The organism is Methylobacterium sp. C25 (assembly GCF_021352225.1).
Taxonomy (GTDB): Bacteria; Pseudomonadota; Alphaproteobacteria; order Rhizobiales; family Beijerinckiaceae; genus Methylobacterium.
Window position 1 is genome coordinate 114,425 of record NZ_JAAUVI010000006.1, and the last position, 17,521, is coordinate 131,945.

Here is a 17,521-nt window from a genome sequence, read left to right on the forward strand (position 1 = left end):
CGTCCATGCCGTCTCCGGCTGCCGGGGCCTGATCTCGCGGGATCGGCTCACCCTGGCCGCCCGGAGGCGGCCGGCCCAAAGAGGTGAGCCATGAACGACCTCGTCACCCTCGTCGATCCGGTGACCGATCCGGCCGCGCTCGCCGGCCGCCTGCGCGAGGAGAGCGCGCCCGACATCGTCGAGACGCTGAACCAGCAGCGACCGGCCGTCGCCGCCGCCATCCTGCTCGGGCTCACCGCCGAGCGCGCCGTCGAGGTGCTCGACCAGCCCGGCCTCGATGCCGTCGAGGAGATCGTCGAGGCGCTGCCGCGCGACCGGGCCGGGCCGCTCCTCACCGGCATGGCAGCCGACCGGCTCGCCGACGTCTTCCGCCTGATGGAGGAGCCGGGCCGCTCCGACCTGCTCGAGCGCCTCGACCCGGAGACGCAGGGGACGGTGCGCGCGCTGCTCGCCTATCCGGAGGAGAGCGCCGGCTCGATCATGACGACGGAATTCGTCAGCGTGCCGGGCAACTGGACCGTCGGCCAGACGCTGGACCACATCCGCCGCGTCGAGCGCACCCGCGAGACAGTCTATTCGGTCTATGTGCTCGATCCGGCGAGCCACGTCCTGCTCGCCGCCGTACCCCTGCGCCGGCTGATCTCGGCCGAGACCGGCGCGAGCGTGCTCTCCGCCGCGCCCGGCAAGCGTCCGGTGACGGTCTCGGGACATGCGAGCCGCGACGACGCCGCCCGCCTGATCTCGAAATACGACCTGCTCGCCGTGCCCGTGGTCGACGGCGCCGGGCATCTCATCGGCATCGTCACCGTCGACGACGTCATCGACGCCATGGTCCAGCGCCAGACCGAGCAGGTCCAGCGCTTCGGCGGCATGGAGGCGCTCGACGAGCCCTACCTGCGCATCTCCTTCGGCGAGATGCTGCGCAAGCGGGCAGGGTGGCTCGCCGTGCTCTTCCTCGGCGAGATGATGACCGCCTCGGCCATGCAGGGCTTCCAGGACGAGCTCGAGAAGGCGATCGTGCTCACCCTGTTCATCCCGCTGATCATGAGCTCGGGCGGCAATTCGGGCTCGCAGGCGACCTCGCTGCTGATCCGCGCCCTGGCCCTCGACGAGGTGCGCCTGCGCGACTGGTGGCGCGTGGCCCTGCGCGAACTCCCCACCGGCATCGCCCTCGGCGCGATCCTCGGCGGGCTCGGCATGGCCCGCATCGCCGCCTGGCAATGGCTCGGCTTCCACGATTACGGGGAACATTGGGGCCTGGTGGCCTGCACCGTGGGCGCGGCGCTGATCGGCATCGTCACCTTCGGCTCGCTGACCGGCTCGATGCTGCCCTTCCTGCTGCGCCGCCTCGGCTTCGATCCGGCGAGCGCCTCCGCGCCGGCCGTGGCGACGCTCGTCGATGTGTCCGGCCTGGTGATCTATTTCGGCGTCGCCGCGATCATCCTGCGAGGCACGCTTTTGTGAGAAACACCGTCCCATGAAGGGCGTAAGCGCCCGTTAAGCACGTTCGGCGATCATGCGGCCCGTGTAGGACCGGCAGGTAAGCGGATCGCCGGTCGACAAGGACGTGCGTTCGATGATGGGTTCCGGTTCGCCCTCGCCACTCGACCAGACCGAGTACGACGTCATCGAGTCCGCCCTCGCCGAGACCGAGCGCGGGCGCCGCTTCCTCGCGGAATTTGCCCGCCGCCATCGCGGCGCCGACACCGACACGCTGCTCCAGGCGATCCACCGCCTGGAGGGCGTCGTCACCAAGGATCTTCCGGCCTCCGCCGCGCCCGATGCGCTTCGCAGCGAGTTCTCGGCCATGGCGGAGGGCATCGCCCGCACCCGGGTCGCCATCGCCGCGATGACCCCGGCCGAAGGCGGCGAGGGGGATGCCGCCGACACCCTGGAAGATTTCCTGCACAAGGCCGAGCGGGCCACCGCCGAGATCCTCGGTGCGGCCGAGGCCATCCAGGAAGCCGCCTGGGGCCTGCGCGAGAAGGGCGCCGATACCGAACTCTGCGACGTGCTCGATCGCCGCGCCGTCACCATCTACACGGCCTGCTCGGCCCAGGACCTCGCCACCCAGCGCACCGGCCTCGTCGTCTCGGCGCTCTGCGAGATCGAGGCACGGATCGCCGGCGAGACCGGCGAGGAGATCGCGCCGGCTTCCATGGAACCGACGATGGCCGCGGCTGCGGCGCTGCCTCCGCTGCCGGACGACGAGTCCGAGGACCACCACCTCGACTTCCTGCCGAGCCAGACCGAGGCAAAGACTCCGGAGCCCAAGGCCGAGATCCGCGAGCCGGAGCCCGCTCAGGCAGCGATCGGCGAGCCGGGGGAGGATGACGACCTCGCCCTCGCCTTCGGCGATCTCGACGCGCTCAGCATCGAAGAGAAGATCGCGCTGTTCTCCTGAGCGCAGCGAAAACGGGCTCCGTTTCGCCAGCCGTCACCATATAAGCCGGCATGGCCCTGCACCTGCTGAAGCTTGCCGTCGGACCCAGCTCGGTCGCCGATCTCGAAGCCCACATCGCCCGCAGGCGCGCCGAGATGGTCGGCCTCGGTCAGACACCGCGCACGTTCCACACGACGCGCATGGTGCCCAAGCGCGCGCGGGAGATCGCCGGCAAGGGCTCGATCTACTGGGTGATCAAAGGGACGCTGCTCTGCCGGCAGGCCATCACCGCCATCGAGCCCTTCACCGGAACCGACGGCATCGGCCGTTGCCACCTGGTGCTCGACCCGGAGGTGAAGCCGGTCACGCCCCGGCCCTGCCGGCCTTTCCAGGGCTGGCGCTATCTCACCCAGCGCGACGCCCCGCGCGACCTCGACCACGCGGCTGCGGGCGACCTCGCCGAGATGCCGGAGACGCTGCGGCGGGAATTGGCTGCCCTGGGGCTGATCTGACGGCCACTCCGGTTGCGGCAGCCGGTGGCGCTCGGGGTCGCTCGCTGCGGCGGCTCGAACACGACAACGAAAAAGGGAGCCGCGACCGATCCTGGTCGCGGCTCCCGATTCTCGTTCAGGCCATCCAGCCCGAGAAGGGGCTGAACGCCTCGCTCAGATCCCGTCGAACCGGCCGCTGGCATGGGCCAGCATCGTGTAGACCTTGCCGGTCTCCGAGGTGAGGTAGGCGTCTGCCCGCTTGCTGTCGCGGTCGTTCTTGGTGACCTCACCGAGCAGGCGCTCGAACTCACCGACATAGCGATCGACCGTGCGGCGGAACTCGCCGTCGCTGGCGTAGCGCTGCTTCAGGTCCTGGAAGGTCTGGCGGCCCTGGGCGGTGTAGAGGCGGCCGTCGAACAGGTTCGGGTCGCCTCGGCGGTAGCGGTTCCACAGGTCCACCGCGGCCTGATGGTCGACCATCTTGGCGATGTCCGTGGAGATGCTGTCCAGCGTGGTCCGGCTGGAGACCGAGGCCGGCGCGGCGGGGCTCGCCGGGGCCGGTGCATGGTCCTCCTCGTCGAGGGAGGCGCGGGTCAGGAGGTCCGAGAGCCAGCCGCGGTTGCCGCCAGCGCGGGCGGCGGCTGGCCGAGACTGGCCGCCATTGGCCGGCGCGGCAGCCGGCCGCGACGGGGCCTGGGCGGGCGCGGGTGAGGTCACCCGGAAGCCGCCCGGAGCCGGGGAGGGCGTAGCAGCCGCCGGGGCCGGCGGGGTGGGTGCCCTCGCCGCGGGCTCCGCGCTCCGGGCGCGGCCGGCCTCGGCCACGCGGCGCTGCTCCGCCGCTTGCGGCTGGGCCACGTCGGCGCCGCGGGTCGAGCGCGAGACCAGGCTCGCCAGGGCGTTGAGTGCCTCGATCTGCTCGGAGACGACGCGGCGCATCTCGCTGGTCTGGTCCTGCGTCTCACGCGGGATCTCGAGCACGCCGCGCTGGATCTCGGCGCGGGTGGCATCGAGCTCGCGGCGGATCTCGGCAGCCATGGCGTTCATTGATGCCACGGATTCGCCGAAGCCGGACGAGGCGGCGGTGAGCGCCCGGGTCATCTCGGCCGAGGCCGAGGCGATCGTCGCCTTCACGGCGGCGACGGTGCGCTCGCTTTCCTCGTCGGCGCCCGAGCGCAGGCGCTCGAAATCGCCGGTGACGCTGCTGCCGGCGGCCTGAGCGGCCTGGGACAGGCTCTCGCCGATCTCACGGGCGCGCGCCTCGGCGGACCGCAGGCTGTCCTCGACGCTCTTCGAGAACTGGGCGGACTGGGCTTCCAGCGCCGCCGAGCGTTCCTCGATCCGGGCGAGCACGCCCTCGACCTCGTCGTGGCGGGTCTTCAGCGTCTCGGCGAGGCGGCCCTCGATCGTCTCGATCGAACCGGCGGCGCCGGTCAGGTTCGCGACATGGGCCTGGGTCTGCTCGCCGAGGCTGCGGCTGCGGGCATCGAGCGAGGCGGCGAGTGCCGCGGCCTCGGTGAGCACGCCCTGCGAAACCTCGCGCAGCGCCGAAACCTGGCTCGACACGCCGTCGGTGGCGCGGCTGGTCTCGCCGGCGATCTGCGTGAGCGCCGCCTGGATCTGGTCGACCCGGCCGGCGAGGCCCTGCTCGATCGCGCCGAGATTGCCCTCCGTGCCGGAGACGAGATCGCGCATGGCGCTGTTGGCGCCCTCAATGCGGGTGAGCACGCTGCCGAGGTTGCGTCCGAGCGCCTCGTTGGCCTGGGTGAGCGTGGCGGTGGAGCGCGCCGCGCCCTCCTCGATCGCTTGGCGCAGGGCCTCGGCGGATTCGCCTGTGCGGGCGACGAACTCGTCGGCGCGCTCGCGCAGGGCGTCCACCAGCGGCGTGCCGTGCTCGGCGAGTGCCCGCTCGATCGCCTGTCCGCGCTCGGACAGGGCGGCGGCGACCGCGGCGGCCGGGCCGTCGACGGTGCGGCGCAGGCGGTCGGTGTGGTCGGCGATGCCGTCGATCACCGCGCGGCCGCGGCCATCGATGGTCTCGACCAGCGAGGCGGTGCCGCCCTCGATGGTGCGGGCGACGGTCTCGGCGCTGCCGTCGAGACGGCGCGCGAGGTCCTCGATGCTGGCCTCGATCAGGCCGGCGGCAGCCTCGGTCCGCTGGCGCATCTGCTCGGCGACCGCAGCATTGCGGCTCTCGAGCAGGGCGGCGACGGCTTCGTTGCGCTGGTCGAGCACCTTGGCGAGCGCCGTGGCATGCGCCTCTGCGAGAGCCGCCTGCTTGCCGACGCGCTCGTCGATGGCGGCGATGGTCTTGGCGGTGCGCTCGTCGACGAGCGTCGCGAAGGCGTCGTGGCGCTCGTCGAAGGCGTCGGCCAGGGCATCGGCGCGGGAGGCGACGAGGGTGGCGAAGGTCTTCATCCGGTTGTCGATCCGGGTGGTGAAGTCCTGACTGCGGTTCTCGAACACGCCGGTAATGGCCTCGGCACGCTGGTCGACCTGGAGCGCGAGCGCCGAGGCGCGGCTCTCGAACAGGCCGTCGAGCCGGTCGAGGCGTTCGTCGAACATCGAGGCGAGCGCGTTGGTGCGCTGCTCCATGGCGCCGGTGGTGTGGCCGAGGCCGGCCTCGACCACAGAGAGGAACTCGCGGGCCTTGTCGGCCAGACCCTCGTGCAGCGGCCGGATCCGGGCGTCGAAGCCCTCGCCGAGCACGTTGGCGTGACTGTCGAGCAGGCCGCGGATCTCGCCGGCATGGCCGTCGAGAACGGTGCGGATGCCGTGGACGCGCTCGTCGATGCTGGCGCGGAACGCGTCCGTGCCGGTATCGAGATGTCCCCGGATCGCGCCGGTTCCTTCCTCGACCATGCGTGCCAGATCCTGCGCACGGTCGTCGATCAAGTCGCGAATCTCGTGAGTGCGGGCGGTGACGGCCTCGCCGAGGCGGCCTGCGCCGTCGCCGAGCAGGCGGTCGGCCTCGTCGACGATGGCCCGCAGGTTCGACAGGATGGTCTGGCCGCGCGCGTCCAGGGCCTGCGCGATCGAGGCGCCACCGTCATCGAACAGGCGCGAGATTTCGCCGAGCCGTCCCCCGAGGGAACCGACGACCACGCTGCCGCGCTCGTCGATGGTCGAGGCCACGGCGGCGGTGCGCTCGTCGAACAGCTGCTCCAGGCTCTGGGTCCGCTCGTCGAAGGCGCGGCGGATCGCGTCGGCATGGCCCGCGAGCGCCTCGCTGGTGCCACTGCTGCGGCTCTCGACGTAGGAGACGATATCGCGGGTGCGGTTCGCCAGATCCTCGGTGGCGGTGCGCAGGCGCGCCTCGATCAGGCGGACGGCGTCGACCGCCTGCGCGTCGAGGGTCTCGTCGAGGGCGCGGGCGCGCTCCTCCAAAGCCATGCCGACGGCGTCGAGGCGGCTGAGCACGCCGCTGTCGAAGCGGCCGGCGCTCTCGTCGAGGCGCGCGACGAGTTCCTGCGACTGCCGGCCGAGCTGGTCGCCGATCTCGGTAGTGCGCTTGGCGGCGTGCTCCTCGAGCAGGCCGAGATGCCGCTCGGCGGCCTCGCGCGCCTCGCGGGTCCGCTCGGCGATGCGGTCGGCCACCGACTGGCCCTGAACCGAGATGATCCGGTCCATCTGGTCGAGCTGGCTGCCGACGGTGTCGGTGAGCGCGCCGGTATCGCGGGAGATCTTGTCGGCGAGGATGTCGCCGCGCGCGATGGTCTCCTGCAGGGCGGCGAGACGGTTGTTGAGGACGTCGTCGATGGCGCGGGCGCGGGTGTCGGCGGTCTCGGCGAAGGCGGTGCCGTTGCGGGTCAGGGCGTCGTTGATGCGCGCGGCCTGGCTGGTCATGGCCAGAACGATGTCGCGGCCGGCCGTGGCGAGGCGGCTCTGCGCCTCGTCGGCATGGCTCGAGAGCAGGCCGGTCAGGCTGCTGCTGTGATCGCCGAAGCTCGATTCCAGCTCGCCGATGCGAGCACCCAGCGCCTCGTTGGCGCCGGCCGAGGCCAGGGCCAGGGCGGCGGTCGCCTCCTGGGCGCGGGCAGTGAGCTGCTCGCCGAGCCGGCCGATTGCGGATTCGACGGCTTGGAGCGAGGTGTCGGCCTGCTCGCCGATCTCGCCGGCAATGCCCTGCGAGGCCTGCCGGAAGCGATCCACGATCTGAACCGTGCGGGCCTCGACATGGCCGGCGGAGTCGTCGGCCGCCTGGCGCAGGCCATGCGAGGCTTCCTCGAAGCGCAGGGTGGCTGCGGCGAGCCGCTGCACCACGGCGCCACCGGCGCCGTCGGCGGCGTCGCGGACGCGGGTGACGGCCTCGCCGGCATGATCCTCGAAGCTGCTGCCGAGACGGCCGAGCACCGCCTCGACCTCGGCGGTGGCCTCGCGGCCACGCAGGCTCATCAGCTCGCTTGCGCGCATCGCGGCGGCATCGAGCCCGTTGCCGAGCTCGTTGCCGTGGACGGCAACGGTCTCGTGCAGGCGCTGGGCCACCGTCTCGATCCGGCCGGCCAGTTCCGAGCCGCGCTCGCCGATGCTGCCGGCGATCTGCTCGACGGAGGCCGCCAGCTCGTCGCGCACGCTGCCGGCGCGGGCGGTGAAGGCCTCGACGACGCCGCTCGCGGTGAGGGCGAGCGCCGCCTGCGCGTCGCGGCCGCGGGCCTCGATCGTGTCGGAGACGCCGGCGCCGGCCGCCTCGATCTCGCCCCGGAGCGCCGCGCCGCGGGCCGAGATGTCGTCGGTGAGGGACAGGCCGGCGGCCGTGAAGTCGCGGCGGAACGCGTCGCCGGTCTCGGCGAAGCGCGCGGTGATGTCGGAGCCGGTCGCGGCGAAGCGCTCGGACAGCTCGCTGCCGCGCGACAGGAAGGCGGCCTCCAGCCCCTGTGCGGAGCGCTCGAAGGCCTCGCGCAGCTCACCGCTCTGGCGGTCGAGCCGGTCGATCACGGTGGTGCCGGTATCGGTCAGGCTCGCGGTCAGGTTGCCGCTCGCCGCCTCGAAGGCATGGGCGACCTCGGTCGCACGGGTCTCGAAGGAGCGGGTCATGGCGTCGCCGGATTCGGCGATGCCGGCCCGCACGCTCTCGCTGGTGGTGAGCAGGCGGGCGATCAGCTCGTCGCCGCGCGTCGAGACCAGGCCGACCACGCGGTCGCCGGCCTCGCCGAGCGCGCCGGTGATGGCCTCGCCGCGGCTCTCCAGGGCGCCAGTGACGCGGTCGCCCGCGCCGGTGACCGCGCTGACGATGCGCTCGGCCGCGCCTTCGAGCTCCTGGCTGAGGGTCTGGTGCGAGCCGGTGATGGCCCCGCGCACGCGCTCGGCATTGGCGACGATGGATTCACGCTGCGCGACGAGCTCGTCGACGAGCGTGCGGATGCGGATCTCGTTGTCGGAATAGGCGCGTTCCAGGGTGGCGATTTCGCCGCGCACCAGGGTTTCCAGCTCTCCGGCCCGCGCCAGCGCCCGCTCGACGCCATCGCCGACCGCGGCGACCTCGCGGCGGACCGTCTGCGACATGGTCAGCACCGCGTCGGTCGAAAAGCTCTCGGGCTCGGCGAGCCGCAGGGCGACCTCGCCGACGGCACGGGCGACGAGGCGCATCTCCTGGGCACGCACCGCGAGCATCGCGGTGATCAGGAACAGCACGATCGGCCCGGCCAGAGCCGTGGCGCCGACCGCGGTCTGCAGGGCGGTGAGGCCGGTGAGATAGCTCTTGAGATCGCCGCCGGACTGGTTCCAGGCCAGCGCGATCAGACCGTTGAGCCAGACGAAGGAGAGGACGGCGGCATAGATGTAGGGCTTGCGCGAAGGCCGCACGCGAAGCGTCTGCTGCAGGGCGCCGATGCTCTGGCGGTCGTCATTGGCGACGAGCGAGCGGTCCGGCGGCAGCAATCCGCCCTCGCGGCGGGAGCGGCCACGCTCGGGCTGCGCCACGTCCTTGCCGAAATCCAGGGGAGGGGGGGCGACGCGGCCGCTCGGTTCGGAGAGCGGATCGTTGTCGCCGACATCGGGCATGCGCGGCTCGAGACGGTCCGATGCCGGCATGTCGTTGTCGCCTGCCAGCGGCAGCCCCATCGGCGGCTCGAAGGAGCCGCGCGCCTGGCCCTCGGCAGACAGGTCGAGCTTCGACATGTCCAGGGCGAGGGCCTGCTCGATCGCGGAGAGGGCGGCCTCTGCGGGATCCTTCAGTTTCTTCTCGGTGGCCATGCGACGCCTCGTTACGCATCCCCTTCGCCAGGCACACGGCCAGCCGAAGACGAAATTACCCGTATTGCCTGGAAGTTTAGTCCCCGTACCCGGTAGCGGATACCCAAGCGCTGCGGGAGCGAGGAAAAACCTTAACGGAATGGTTACCAAGCGGGCCAGCGCGCCCGACGAGAGGACTTATCTCTCGGCACGCCAACGCTTAAACCGTGCGGACGGGCAGAAGCGCCGCTGTGGACAGCTCGGCCGAAAATCATAACGCGATCCGGAAAAACGAGTCGGGAGACGGACTTGGGCGACGAAAAGCTGCTCGATCGAGCCCATCTCGACACCCAGACCTTCGGCGACAAAGCCCTGGCGCAGGAACTTCTCGGGCTGTTCGCGGAGCAGTGCCGGCAGCTCATGCCGGGCATCGCCGATACGGCGCGATCGGAGGCCGACAGGGCCGATCTCGCCCACACCTTGAAGGGCTCGGCGTTCGGCGTCGGCGCGGTGCGGGTCGCCGCCCGCGCCGCAGAGACCGAGGATGCGCTGCGCGCGGCGAGCGCCGCCTCGGCGAGCCGGACGCAGGCGCTCGCCGAAGCGGTCGCGGCCACACTGGCGGCGCTCGACGCGACCGCCTGAGGCGCCGCGGGGCGTCATGCGCGTCCGCCATGCGACGTAGGCGCACGAAGTCTGCCCAAACCCTGCTCCCATGCTTGCATTCCAGTGCGTGCCCCTCCAACAAGCGGGCCGAAGGCCATGGACACGCGCCTGAGGCGCAACGGCACGACGGCGGAGCAAGGCATGCCCAAGATCACCTACGTCGATCACGCAGGCACGGCCCGCACGATTGACGGGCAGGTCGGGTCGACCGTGATGGAGGCGGCGATCCGCAACAACGTGCCCGGCATCGACGCCGAATGCGGCGGCGCCTGCGCCTGCGCCACCTGTCACGTCTATGTCGACGACGACTGGATGGAGGCGGTCGGCCCCTCGGAGCCGATGGAGCAGGACATGCTCGACTTCGCCTCCGATGTTCGCGCGAGCTCGCGCCTGTCCTGCCAGATCCGGATCACGCCCGAGCTCGACGGCCTCAAGGTAACGACGCCGGCCCGCCAGGGCTGAGGGCGCGATCCGCCGCGTATCGGATCGCACAGCGACCGGTATGACGGCACGATAGCGTCGACGACCAGGGCCTCGGGCCTCCGGTGGGCCGGAGATCGATTGTCCTGGGACGACGCACGATGGTTCCGGCACATTCCTTCGACTCCGCCGTCGCGGCAGGCATCGTCACGGCCGACCAGGCCTCGCGACTGGCGGCGTTCTACGGGGAGCCGCCCCTCGTCAGGCCGGGCAAGCTCGCGGCGAACTTCGATCTCGCCCACGTGCTCTGGTATGCCGGCGCCCTCATCGTGATCGGCGCGATGGGCCTCTTCTCGACTGTGGCCTTCTCGCAGATGGGGGCCGGCGCGCTCGTTGGGACGGCCGTCGTCTATGCCGGCCTGTTCACGGCGGCCGGGCACTATCTCTGGCACGCGAAGGGCCTGCCCATTCCCGGCGGTCTTCTGGTGACGGTCGCCGTCGCCATGACGCCGCTCGCCGTCTTCGGCGTCCAGGAGGGATTGGGCTGGTGGGGCCGTTTCGGCGACCCGGGCCAGTACAAGGACTTCTACGTCTGGATCAAAGGCAGCTGGCTGGCGATGGAGATCGCCACGCTCGTCGCTGCGCTGATCGCCGTGCGCTTCTACCCGTTCGGGTTCATCGCCATGGTTGCGGCGGTCGCGCTCTGGTTCCTCTCGATGGACCTCGCCCCTTGGATCGGCGGCTCGCAGGATTTCGACTGGGCGCTGCGTCGCACGGTCTCGATGTGGTTCGGCCTCGCGCTGATCCTCGTGTCCTGGGCGGTCGATCTCCGCCAGAGCCGCGCGGATTACGCGTTCTGGCTTCATCTCGCAGCGATCGCCGCCTTCTGGGGCGGCCTGACGCTCCAGGATTCCGACAGCGAGCTCGGGAAGTTCGCCTATTGCCTGATCAATGTCGGGCTGATCGGGCTCGCCATCTTTCTGACGCGCAAGGTCTACGCGGTGTTCGGGGCGATGGGCATCGCCTTCTATCTCGGCCACCTCGCCGACAAGGTCTTCAAGGACTCGCTGCTGTTTCCCTTCGCGCTGTCGCTGATCGGCGTCGGAGTCGTGGCAGCGGGCCTTCTCTACCGGCGCCACCGCCCCGCCATCCTCGCCGCCTTCGAGCGCGCGCTGCCGGCGTCCCTGCGGGCTCTGCGGCCGGCCCAGGCCTCGGGCTGACGAAGGCGGCGCGTCGGAACTGAAGGGTCCGCGCCACGAGGGGCCCGGCCCAGGCCAGGTGCCGCGCCAACGCAAGGCGTCCCGGCAAGAGGCGAGGGGATCGAAAGGGCTATTTCAGCAGGGAGCGCGTCGCGCCGTCGATCCCGTCGAGCGTCAGCGGGAACATGCGCCCGGAAAAGATCTGGCGGACCATGGCGATGGACTGCGTATAGGACCAATGCGCCTCGGGCACCGGGTTGAGCCAGGCCGCCTTCGGGAAATGCTCGAGCACGCGGGTGAGCCAGACCTGGCCCGGCTCCTCGTTCCAATGCTCCACCGAACCGCCGGCCATGGCGATCTCGTAGGGGCTCATCGAGGCATCGCCCACGAACACCACGCGATAATCCGAGCCGTAGGTGCGGATCACGTCGGTGAGCGAGGTTCGCTCGTCATGCCGCCGGCTGTTTTCGGTCCAGACGGATTCGTAGGGGCAGTTGTGGAAGTAGAAGTGGGCGAAGTGCTTGAACTCGGCGCGCGCTGCCGAAAACAATTCCTCGGCCAGCCCGACATGCCAATCCATCGAGCCGCCGACGTCGAGGAAGAGCAGGACCTTCACGGCATTGCGCCGCTCGGGACGCAGCCGCACGTCGATATAGCCCTGGCGGGCGCTCTCGCGGATCGTGGTGTCGAGATCCAGCTCCTCCGCCGCACCCGTGCGGGCGAAGCGGCGCAGGCGCCGTAGCGCGATGCGCATGGTGCGGGTGCCGAGTTCGACCCCGTCGTCGAGATCCTTGAACTCGCGCTTGTCCCAGACCTTCACCGCGCGGAAGTTGCGGTTTCCCTCCTGCCCGATGCGGATGCCTTCCGGATTGTAGCCGTAGGCCCCGAACGGGGAGGTGCCACCTGTGCCGATCCACTTGGAGCCGCCCTGGTGGCGCCCCTTCTGCTCGGCGAGCCGCTGTTTCAACGTCTCGAACAACTTGTCCCAGCCGAGCGACTTCAACTCGGCCTTTTCTTCGTCGGTGAGATATTTCTCGGCGAGCTTGCGGAGCCATTCCTCGGGGATCGCGGCGGGCTCGACGGCCTCCCCGATCGTCTCCAAGCCTTTGAAAACCTGACCGAAAACCCGGTCGAATCGGTCGAGGTTGCGCTCATCCTTCACCAGGGCGGTGCGGGCAAGGACGTAGAAGTCTTCGACCCGCTTTTCAGCAATATCTCGCCCGAGAGCGTCGACCAGGGTGAGGTGCTCGCGCAGCGAGACCGGAACCTTGGCTTCTCGTAACGCGGTGAAGAGGTTGAGCAACATTGCGGGGCACGTCGCCCGAGCCGGGGGCGGCGGTCAAGGGCACCGCTGAATGGTCACGCTTGCGTGAGTGAACCCCCAGCGATTGTCGTGACTTGGCTAACGATTCTGTAAGGCTTTGGGCCAGAGTCGTCATTGGGCTGTGGAAAGAATCGGAATCCGGTGGATATGTCCAGGGCACCGCTTTGGAGAGTCATCGACTCCGTCACGAAGCTGACAATCAAGTCATCGAACAAGAGTCCAGCGTATCCGGACTTGCCCACTGGATGGTGGTGATGGCCGTCGTCTTGCGTTCCTTGAGCGACTTCAAACGGTTTCTACGGAAGCCGGGCGCTACGATTCAAATCGTTCACAACACGTTGATCGAGCGTCAGCCGCACCAATTCCGTGAAGCCTATCGGCGCAAGGGGCTCTACGAGCCGCGCACCGTGCGGGCCATGTCGAAAAAGGCCGCCGTGTTCGACGTGAAGGGCCATGACGAGACCGTCTGGCTCTACTGGGACAAGGGCACGCGCAAGTGGCGCTTCCATGGGGACACCGTCGCCGTGCCCCTCAATGCCGCCATGGGCGCCCCGGACGAGGTCGTCTATCGCTGCAGCCTGCCGGACGAGGCACCCCAGCCGGTGCCGCCCGCGCCGCGCGAGTCGCTCTTCGACGACGAGCGCGAAGACGACCGGGACGACTGACGCGGCCCGCACGAATCCGACACCGTCGCCCCCCTCATCCCCGATGATGGCGCATGTTGCCAATCGCCCCTAGGCGAGGCGGCAGCACCCCGTTCAGGCTGATTGCCCCATGGCAGTGTGGGCCTTCTCGTCCTTCGAGGCGTCACCGCCTTTGCCGTCGGTCGCCTTCGCATCCACCGTCTTGCCGATGGTACGGCGTGCCCGGAATGCCGGCCTCGTCTCGGCCTCCTTGCGCTTCAGCATGATCCGGAACTCGTCGCGGCGCTCGTGGATCGAGGCGATGACGAGGCCCATCGGCACGCCGACATCGACCAGCACGGCCTCCGAGAGCTGCAGCGAGGCCTCGATGGTCTCGGGCACCGCGTCGTCGACGCCCATCTCGTAGAGCTCGGTGGCGTGGCGGGCGTCGCGGGCGCGGGCGACGATCGTCAGGTCGGGCCGTTCGGCGCGCGCCGCCTGAACGACGGCCTCGACCCGGTTCGGCGTGTCGAGGGTGACGACGAGGGCACGTGCGGTGGCGATGTCGCAACGGCGCAGCAGCTCGGTGCTGGAGGAATCCCCGAAATAGACCGGGTTGCCGAGGCGGCGCTGCTCGCCGACCCGGATCGGGTCGGAATCGAGGGCGATGTAGGGGATGTTGTGCCGCTTCAGCATCTCGCCGACGAGACGTCCGACGCGGCCGTAGCCGGCGACGATGACGCGGTCCTGCTGCGCGTCCGGCGGCGGCTCGGCCCGCGCCCGGCCGAGGCCGGCCTTGTTGGCGCGGCTGCCGAGCCGGCGGGCGAGCAGGGAGAGCGGCGGGATCGCGATCATGGTCACGGTGGTGACGATGAGTGCGGTCTGGCCGAGCGCCTCCGGGACCAGCCCGCTGACGATGGCGCCGCCGAGCAGGACGAAGGCGAATTCGCCGCCCGGGCCGAGCAACAGGGCCGTCTCCAGCGCCACCGACCGCGGCAGCCGCATCATGCGCGCACCGACGAGGATGACGAAGCCCTTCACCAGGAGCAGCGCCAGGGCGAGGCCGAGGATCAACGCGGGTGCCGCGACGAGCTGGGCCGGATCGAGGCTCATCCCGACCGAGACGAAGAACACGCCGAGCAGCAGGCCCTTGAACGGGTCGATCGTTGCCTCGATGGCTCGGCGGTATTCGGTCTCGGCGAGCAGCAGACCGGCCACGAAAGCACCGAGCGTCATCGACAGACCGCTGGCAGCCGCCGTCAGCGCGGTGGCGGCGATCACCAGCAGGCAGGCCGCCATGAACAATTCAGGGCTCTTGGTGCGGGCGACGAGCTGGAACAGCGGGCGCAGCGCCAGCCGGCCGGCGACAACGATGACCACGAGGGCCACCGCCGCCTGCCCGAGCGCCAATGCCAGGCCGACGCCGACATTGCCGCCATCGTTGCGCCCGAGCACCGCGATGGCGAAGAGCACCGGGGCGACAGCGAGATCCTGGAACAGCAGCACCGCGAAGCTGGTACGGCCGGAGGGCGTGTTCAGCCGCTTCTGCTCGGCGAGCACCGGGAGCACCACGGCGGTCGAGGACAGGGCGAGGCCGATGCCGACGATGAGCGAGGCCGCCACGGGCTGGCCGGCCGCCAGGAAACTCGCTCCGATCAGGCCCGCGGAGGCGATCACCTGGATCGAGCCGAGGCCGAAGACCAGGCGGCGCAAGGTCCGCAGGCGCTCCCAGGACAGCTCGATGCCGATCATGAACATCAGGAAGATCACGCCGAATTCGGCGAGATGCGAGATCTCCGCGCGGTTGCCGATGGTGACCGGCCCGAGCCAGGAATGGGCCTCCGCGAGCCGCCCGAGCCCGTAGGGTCCGAGCAGGGCGCCGGCGCCGATGAAGCCGAGCACCGGGCTGATCCGCAGGCGATGGAACAGCGGCACCACCACGCCGGCCGTCACCAGGAAGATGATCGCCTCCTTGTAGGCACCGAGATGCTCGACCGTTGCGGCGACTTGAGCCCCGGCGGCGGTGGGATCGGTCATCGGGCGCTTGCTCGGCCTTCGCTGTGAGGATGGACCGTCCGCAAGCAGGACGGCTGCCGCCATCATGGCCACGCAGGCCTCGACGGAGCAACCGCAATTCGGCGGCAGGCGGGATTAAGCCACTGTATGGCCGAGCTTATCGGCTGCCGAGGTGCCGCAGCGCACATGGACGGCCCCGATCGAGGGCCATTTCGGCCCGCCGCCGCCGACGTGATGCAGGAAAGCCACCATCCACCGCCGCGTTCGATCCGGCGGGAGACGGCACAACTTCGGCACAATAGCCGCATAACCAGCATGTTAACGAAGGCTTAAGGCCGCGCTTGCCGTGACCTTTCGGGACCGAGTGACCGTATGCTGACCCTGCGGAAAGAGCCGCCGAACCGCGACGTCGCGCGCGAGAATCGCGAATGGAAGCTCGACCGCCAGCGCTGGAAGCAGGCGCGCGACATCGAGCGCGGCTACCGCATCAAGTGGGGCTACGTCGCGATCGCCTATCTCGTCGAGTTCATGGTGATCGGCGCCTCGCTGATCGGCGCCTGGCTCTTCGCTGATTACTACAGCGACGGCGACAACCGCGCCTTCTACTTCATGCTGCTCGCGCCGCTGGTCTACGCCGCGGTGGAGCTGTGCCGCGTGCCGCTCGGCATCCTGGCGCGCACCCAGCGCTCGTGGTTCGTGAAGTGCCTCGCCATCATCGGCATCATCTTCGCAGCCGGGGTCACCACCAAGTCGGTCTCGCAGCTCGGCGAGATGATGTTCCATCCGCGCCTGATGGATGCGGCCAAGGCCAAGACCGCCCTCAAGGACGCCCAGAACGACCGCGCCTCGATCGATACCCGCATCGCGGCAGCCGACGCCCGCGTGACGCAGTACACGAACGAGCTCGAGCAGATCGAGAAGCGCGCCGCCGAGAACTCCTCGCAGCTCGCCGGACTGCCGGCCCAGCGCTGCGAGCGCATCTCCGGCACCAACAGCAAGGGCCGGGCCTATTCGAACCTGAAATGCGTGGCCGACCCGCGCGTCGCCACGCTGAACGCCGCCGTGACCAAGGCCGGCGCCGATCGCGGCGCGGTCACCAAGGATCTCGAAGCCGCCCGCCAGGCCCGTGCGCAGCTCGACCGCGGCGCCGCAGACCGCAAGGTCGCCGATACCGAGCAGGCCTTCCGCAATGCCGTGAACCGCTCGCAGCTGCATTCCTTCACGGCGATGGTCTACGGCGTCGACCCGATCGAGGTGACGGACGCGCAGGTGCACGCCTTCCTGCGCATCTTCGTGTTCGTGCCCGCGCTCTGCGCGGCCTTCGCCTCGACGATCCTGGCGCTCTCCGCGGTCTCCGTGCGCCGGACCTTCATGGACGAGGACGATCTCGGTGCCGACGTGAACACCGAGGCGACTCCCTACCTGATCGACCACCTCACCGGCGCGCTGAAGGAGCATCCTGAACTGCTGCAGCCGAGACAGCCCGTGCCGCAGCCGGCCGCCGCCGTGATCCCGATCGACCGGCGCCAGCCGCCGGTCACGCAGTCCAATAACCCGGCCTCTGGCGTCGGAGCCACGGCATGAGCATCCACACCCCTGGCACGCACGAGAACATCGTCCTCGCTCAGAACGTGAACGGCCGCCTCAGGGCGGAATCGCGGATCATCTTCGCGAAGGCGTTCCTCTACCGCGCGCTCGGGGCAGGGGCCTTCATCCTGCTCGCCGGAGCGGGCATCGGCGCCGCCTCCTACGGCTATGCCTACATGAACCAGTTCGACTCGGCGGCCGAGAAGATCGCCTCAGCGATGCAGACGGCGCTCTCCGACGTCACGCTCAAGACCAAGGGCGAGGTGACGCTTACCGACAACGTGCTGAAGCTCGAGCAGCCCCCGGCTGCCGCAGCCAGGCCCGATATCGCCTCAGTCGTTGCCAAGCAGGGCAAGGGCGAGGATGGCAACGCCGCCGTGCGCACCACCTTCACCGTGTTCAAGACGGTGCCGTATCTCGACGGCAACATCGTCACCGGATGGACCTTCAAGGGCGAAGAGAAGACCCCGGAGGGCCAGTACTGCTATTTCACGCACCCGCAGAAGTTCGGCAGCGACGTGATGGTGCAGGTCAACATCGCCGTGAACAAGCAGATCGCGCCGCAGACCAACTCCGAGATGAACCTACAGCAGCTCGCCAAGAGCTGCATCTGGTTCGATCCGAGCAAGGTCTGAGCTTTCGCGAGC

At 69.9% G+C, this 17,521-nt stretch carries 12 protein-coding genes; 9 read left to right on the top strand and 3 right to left on the bottom strand.

Annotation, left to right across the window (positions count from 1 at the left end; translation table 11 throughout):
* The first annotated feature begins 90 nt into the window (after positions 1-90).
* The 3 genes from mgtE (at position 91) to HCU64_RS16480 (ending at position 2,895) form a co-directional block, all read left to right on the top strand.
* Positions 91-1,464: a magnesium transporter gene (mgtE, locus tag HCU64_RS16470; protein ID WP_233385196.1), complete on the top strand. Its 1,374-nt coding sequence runs from the start codon at positions 91-93 to the stop codon at positions 1,462-1,464.
* 112 nt (positions 1,465-1,576) lie between these two features.
* On the top strand, positions 1,577-2,404 hold the full coding sequence (locus HCU64_RS16475) for a hypothetical protein (RefSeq protein ID WP_233385197.1): 828 nt from the start codon (positions 1,577-1,579) through the stop codon (positions 2,402-2,404).
* Between the two features lie 50 nt (positions 2,405-2,454).
* The gene (locus tag HCU64_RS16480; protein WP_233385198.1) at positions 2,455-2,895 is read left to right on the top strand and encodes a DUF1489 family protein; all 441 of its coding nucleotides are present in this window, start codon (positions 2,455-2,457) and stop codon (positions 2,893-2,895) included.
* A gap of 153 nt (positions 2,896-3,048) precedes the next feature.
* Here the strand turns inward: HCU64_RS16480 and HCU64_RS16485 are convergent, their stop codons facing one another.
* Positions 3,049-9,063, bottom strand: coding sequence for a hypothetical protein (locus HCU64_RS16485; RefSeq protein ID WP_233385199.1), 6,015 nt, complete (start codon positions 9,061-9,063; stop codon positions 3,049-3,051).
* Between the two features lie 288 nt (positions 9,064-9,351).
* Here HCU64_RS16485 and HCU64_RS16490 point away from each other — a divergent pair, with 288 nt between their 5' ends.
* The 3 genes from HCU64_RS16490 (at position 9,352) to HCU64_RS16500 (ending at position 11,345) form a co-directional block, all read left to right on the top strand.
* Complete coding sequence (locus HCU64_RS16490) at positions 9,352-9,684, top strand: Hpt domain-containing protein (RefSeq protein ID WP_233385200.1); 333 nt, start codon at positions 9,352-9,354, stop codon at positions 9,682-9,684.
* Positions 9,685-9,846: 162 nt separating this feature from the next.
* Positions 9,847-10,167 carry a 2Fe-2S iron-sulfur cluster-binding protein gene (locus HCU64_RS16495; RefSeq protein ID WP_233385201.1) on the top strand — a complete coding sequence of 107 codons (321 nt, stop codon included), beginning with the start codon at positions 9,847-9,849 and terminating at the stop codon, positions 10,165-10,167.
* 119 nt (positions 10,168-10,286) lie between these two features.
* Positions 10,287-11,345, top strand: coding sequence for a hypothetical protein (locus HCU64_RS16500; protein ID WP_233385202.1), 1,059 nt, complete (start codon positions 10,287-10,289; stop codon positions 11,343-11,345).
* Positions 11,346-11,454: 109 nt separating this feature from the next.
* On the opposite strand, the gene HCU64_RS16505 is transcribed toward HCU64_RS16500, so the two are convergent.
* Complete coding sequence (locus HCU64_RS16505) at positions 11,455-12,630, bottom strand: vWA domain-containing protein (protein ID WP_233385203.1); 1,176 nt, start codon at positions 12,628-12,630, stop codon at positions 11,455-11,457.
* A 272-nt stretch (positions 12,631-12,902) separates the two neighbouring features.
* On the opposite strand from HCU64_RS16505, the gene HCU64_RS16510 reads away from it, so the two are divergent.
* Entirely contained in the window at positions 12,903-13,313 is a 411-nt protein-coding gene (locus HCU64_RS16510; RefSeq protein ID WP_233385204.1) for a hypothetical protein, read from the top strand.
* Between the two features lie 93 nt (positions 13,314-13,406).
* Here the strand turns inward: HCU64_RS16510 and HCU64_RS16515 are convergent, their stop codons facing one another.
* Positions 13,407-15,308 (bottom strand): cation:proton antiporter domain-containing protein, encoded by a 1,902-nt coding sequence (locus HCU64_RS16515; RefSeq protein WP_233385206.1) that lies wholly within the window; start codon positions 15,306-15,308, stop codon positions 13,407-13,409.
* 351 nt (positions 15,309-15,659) lie between these two features.
* Between HCU64_RS16515 and HCU64_RS16520 the strand changes: the two genes are divergently transcribed.
* Both HCU64_RS16520 and HCU64_RS16525 read left to right on the top strand, forming a co-directional pair.
* Entirely contained in the window at positions 15,660-16,871 is a 1,212-nt protein-coding gene (locus HCU64_RS16520) for an ATPase (protein WP_233385208.1), read from the top strand.
* Complete coding sequence (locus HCU64_RS16525) at positions 16,868-17,509, top strand: hypothetical protein (protein WP_233385210.1); 642 nt, start codon at positions 16,868-16,870, stop codon at positions 17,507-17,509. Before HCU64_RS16520 ends, HCU64_RS16525 begins: the two co-directional genes overlap by 4 nt.
* The last annotated feature ends 12 nt before the right edge of the window (positions 17,510-17,521 follow it).

What these genes read in the sequence shown, in the direction of transcription:
- mgtE (WP_233385196.1), top strand. Translation starts at nt 91, where the DNA reads ATGAACGACCTCGTCACCCTCGTCGATCCGGTGACCGATCCGGCCGCG.
- HCU64_RS16475 (WP_233385197.1), top strand. Translation starts at nt 1,577, where the DNA reads ATGATGGGTTCCGGTTCGCCCTCGCCACTCGACCAGACCGAGTACGAC.
- HCU64_RS16480 (WP_233385198.1), top strand. Translation starts at nt 2,455, where the DNA reads ATGGCCCTGCACCTGCTGAAGCTTGCCGTCGGACCCAGCTCGGTCGCC.
- HCU64_RS16485 (WP_233385199.1), bottom strand. Translation starts at nt 9,063, where the DNA reads ATGGCCACCGAGAAGAAACTGAAGGATCCCGCAGAGGCCGCCCTCTCC.
- HCU64_RS16495 (WP_233385201.1), top strand. Translation starts at nt 9,847, where the DNA reads ATGCCCAAGATCACCTACGTCGATCACGCAGGCACGGCCCGCACGATT.
- HCU64_RS16500 (WP_233385202.1), top strand. Translation starts at nt 10,287, where the DNA reads ATGGTTCCGGCACATTCCTTCGACTCCGCCGTCGCGGCAGGCATCGTC.
- HCU64_RS16505 (WP_233385203.1), bottom strand. Translation starts at nt 12,630, where the DNA reads ATGTTGCTCAACCTCTTCACCGCGTTACGAGAAGCCAAGGTTCCGGTC.
- HCU64_RS16510 (WP_233385204.1), top strand. Translation starts at nt 12,903, where the DNA reads ATGGCCGTCGTCTTGCGTTCCTTGAGCGACTTCAAACGGTTTCTACGG.
- HCU64_RS16515 (WP_233385206.1), bottom strand. Translation starts at nt 15,308, where the DNA reads ATGACCGATCCCACCGCCGCCGGGGCTCAAGTCGCCGCAACGGTCGAG.
- HCU64_RS16520 (WP_233385208.1), top strand. Translation starts at nt 15,660, where the DNA reads ATGCTGACCCTGCGGAAAGAGCCGCCGAACCGCGACGTCGCGCGCGAG.
- HCU64_RS16525 (WP_233385210.1), top strand. Translation starts at nt 16,868, where the DNA reads ATGAGCATCCACACCCCTGGCACGCACGAGAACATCGTCCTCGCTCAG.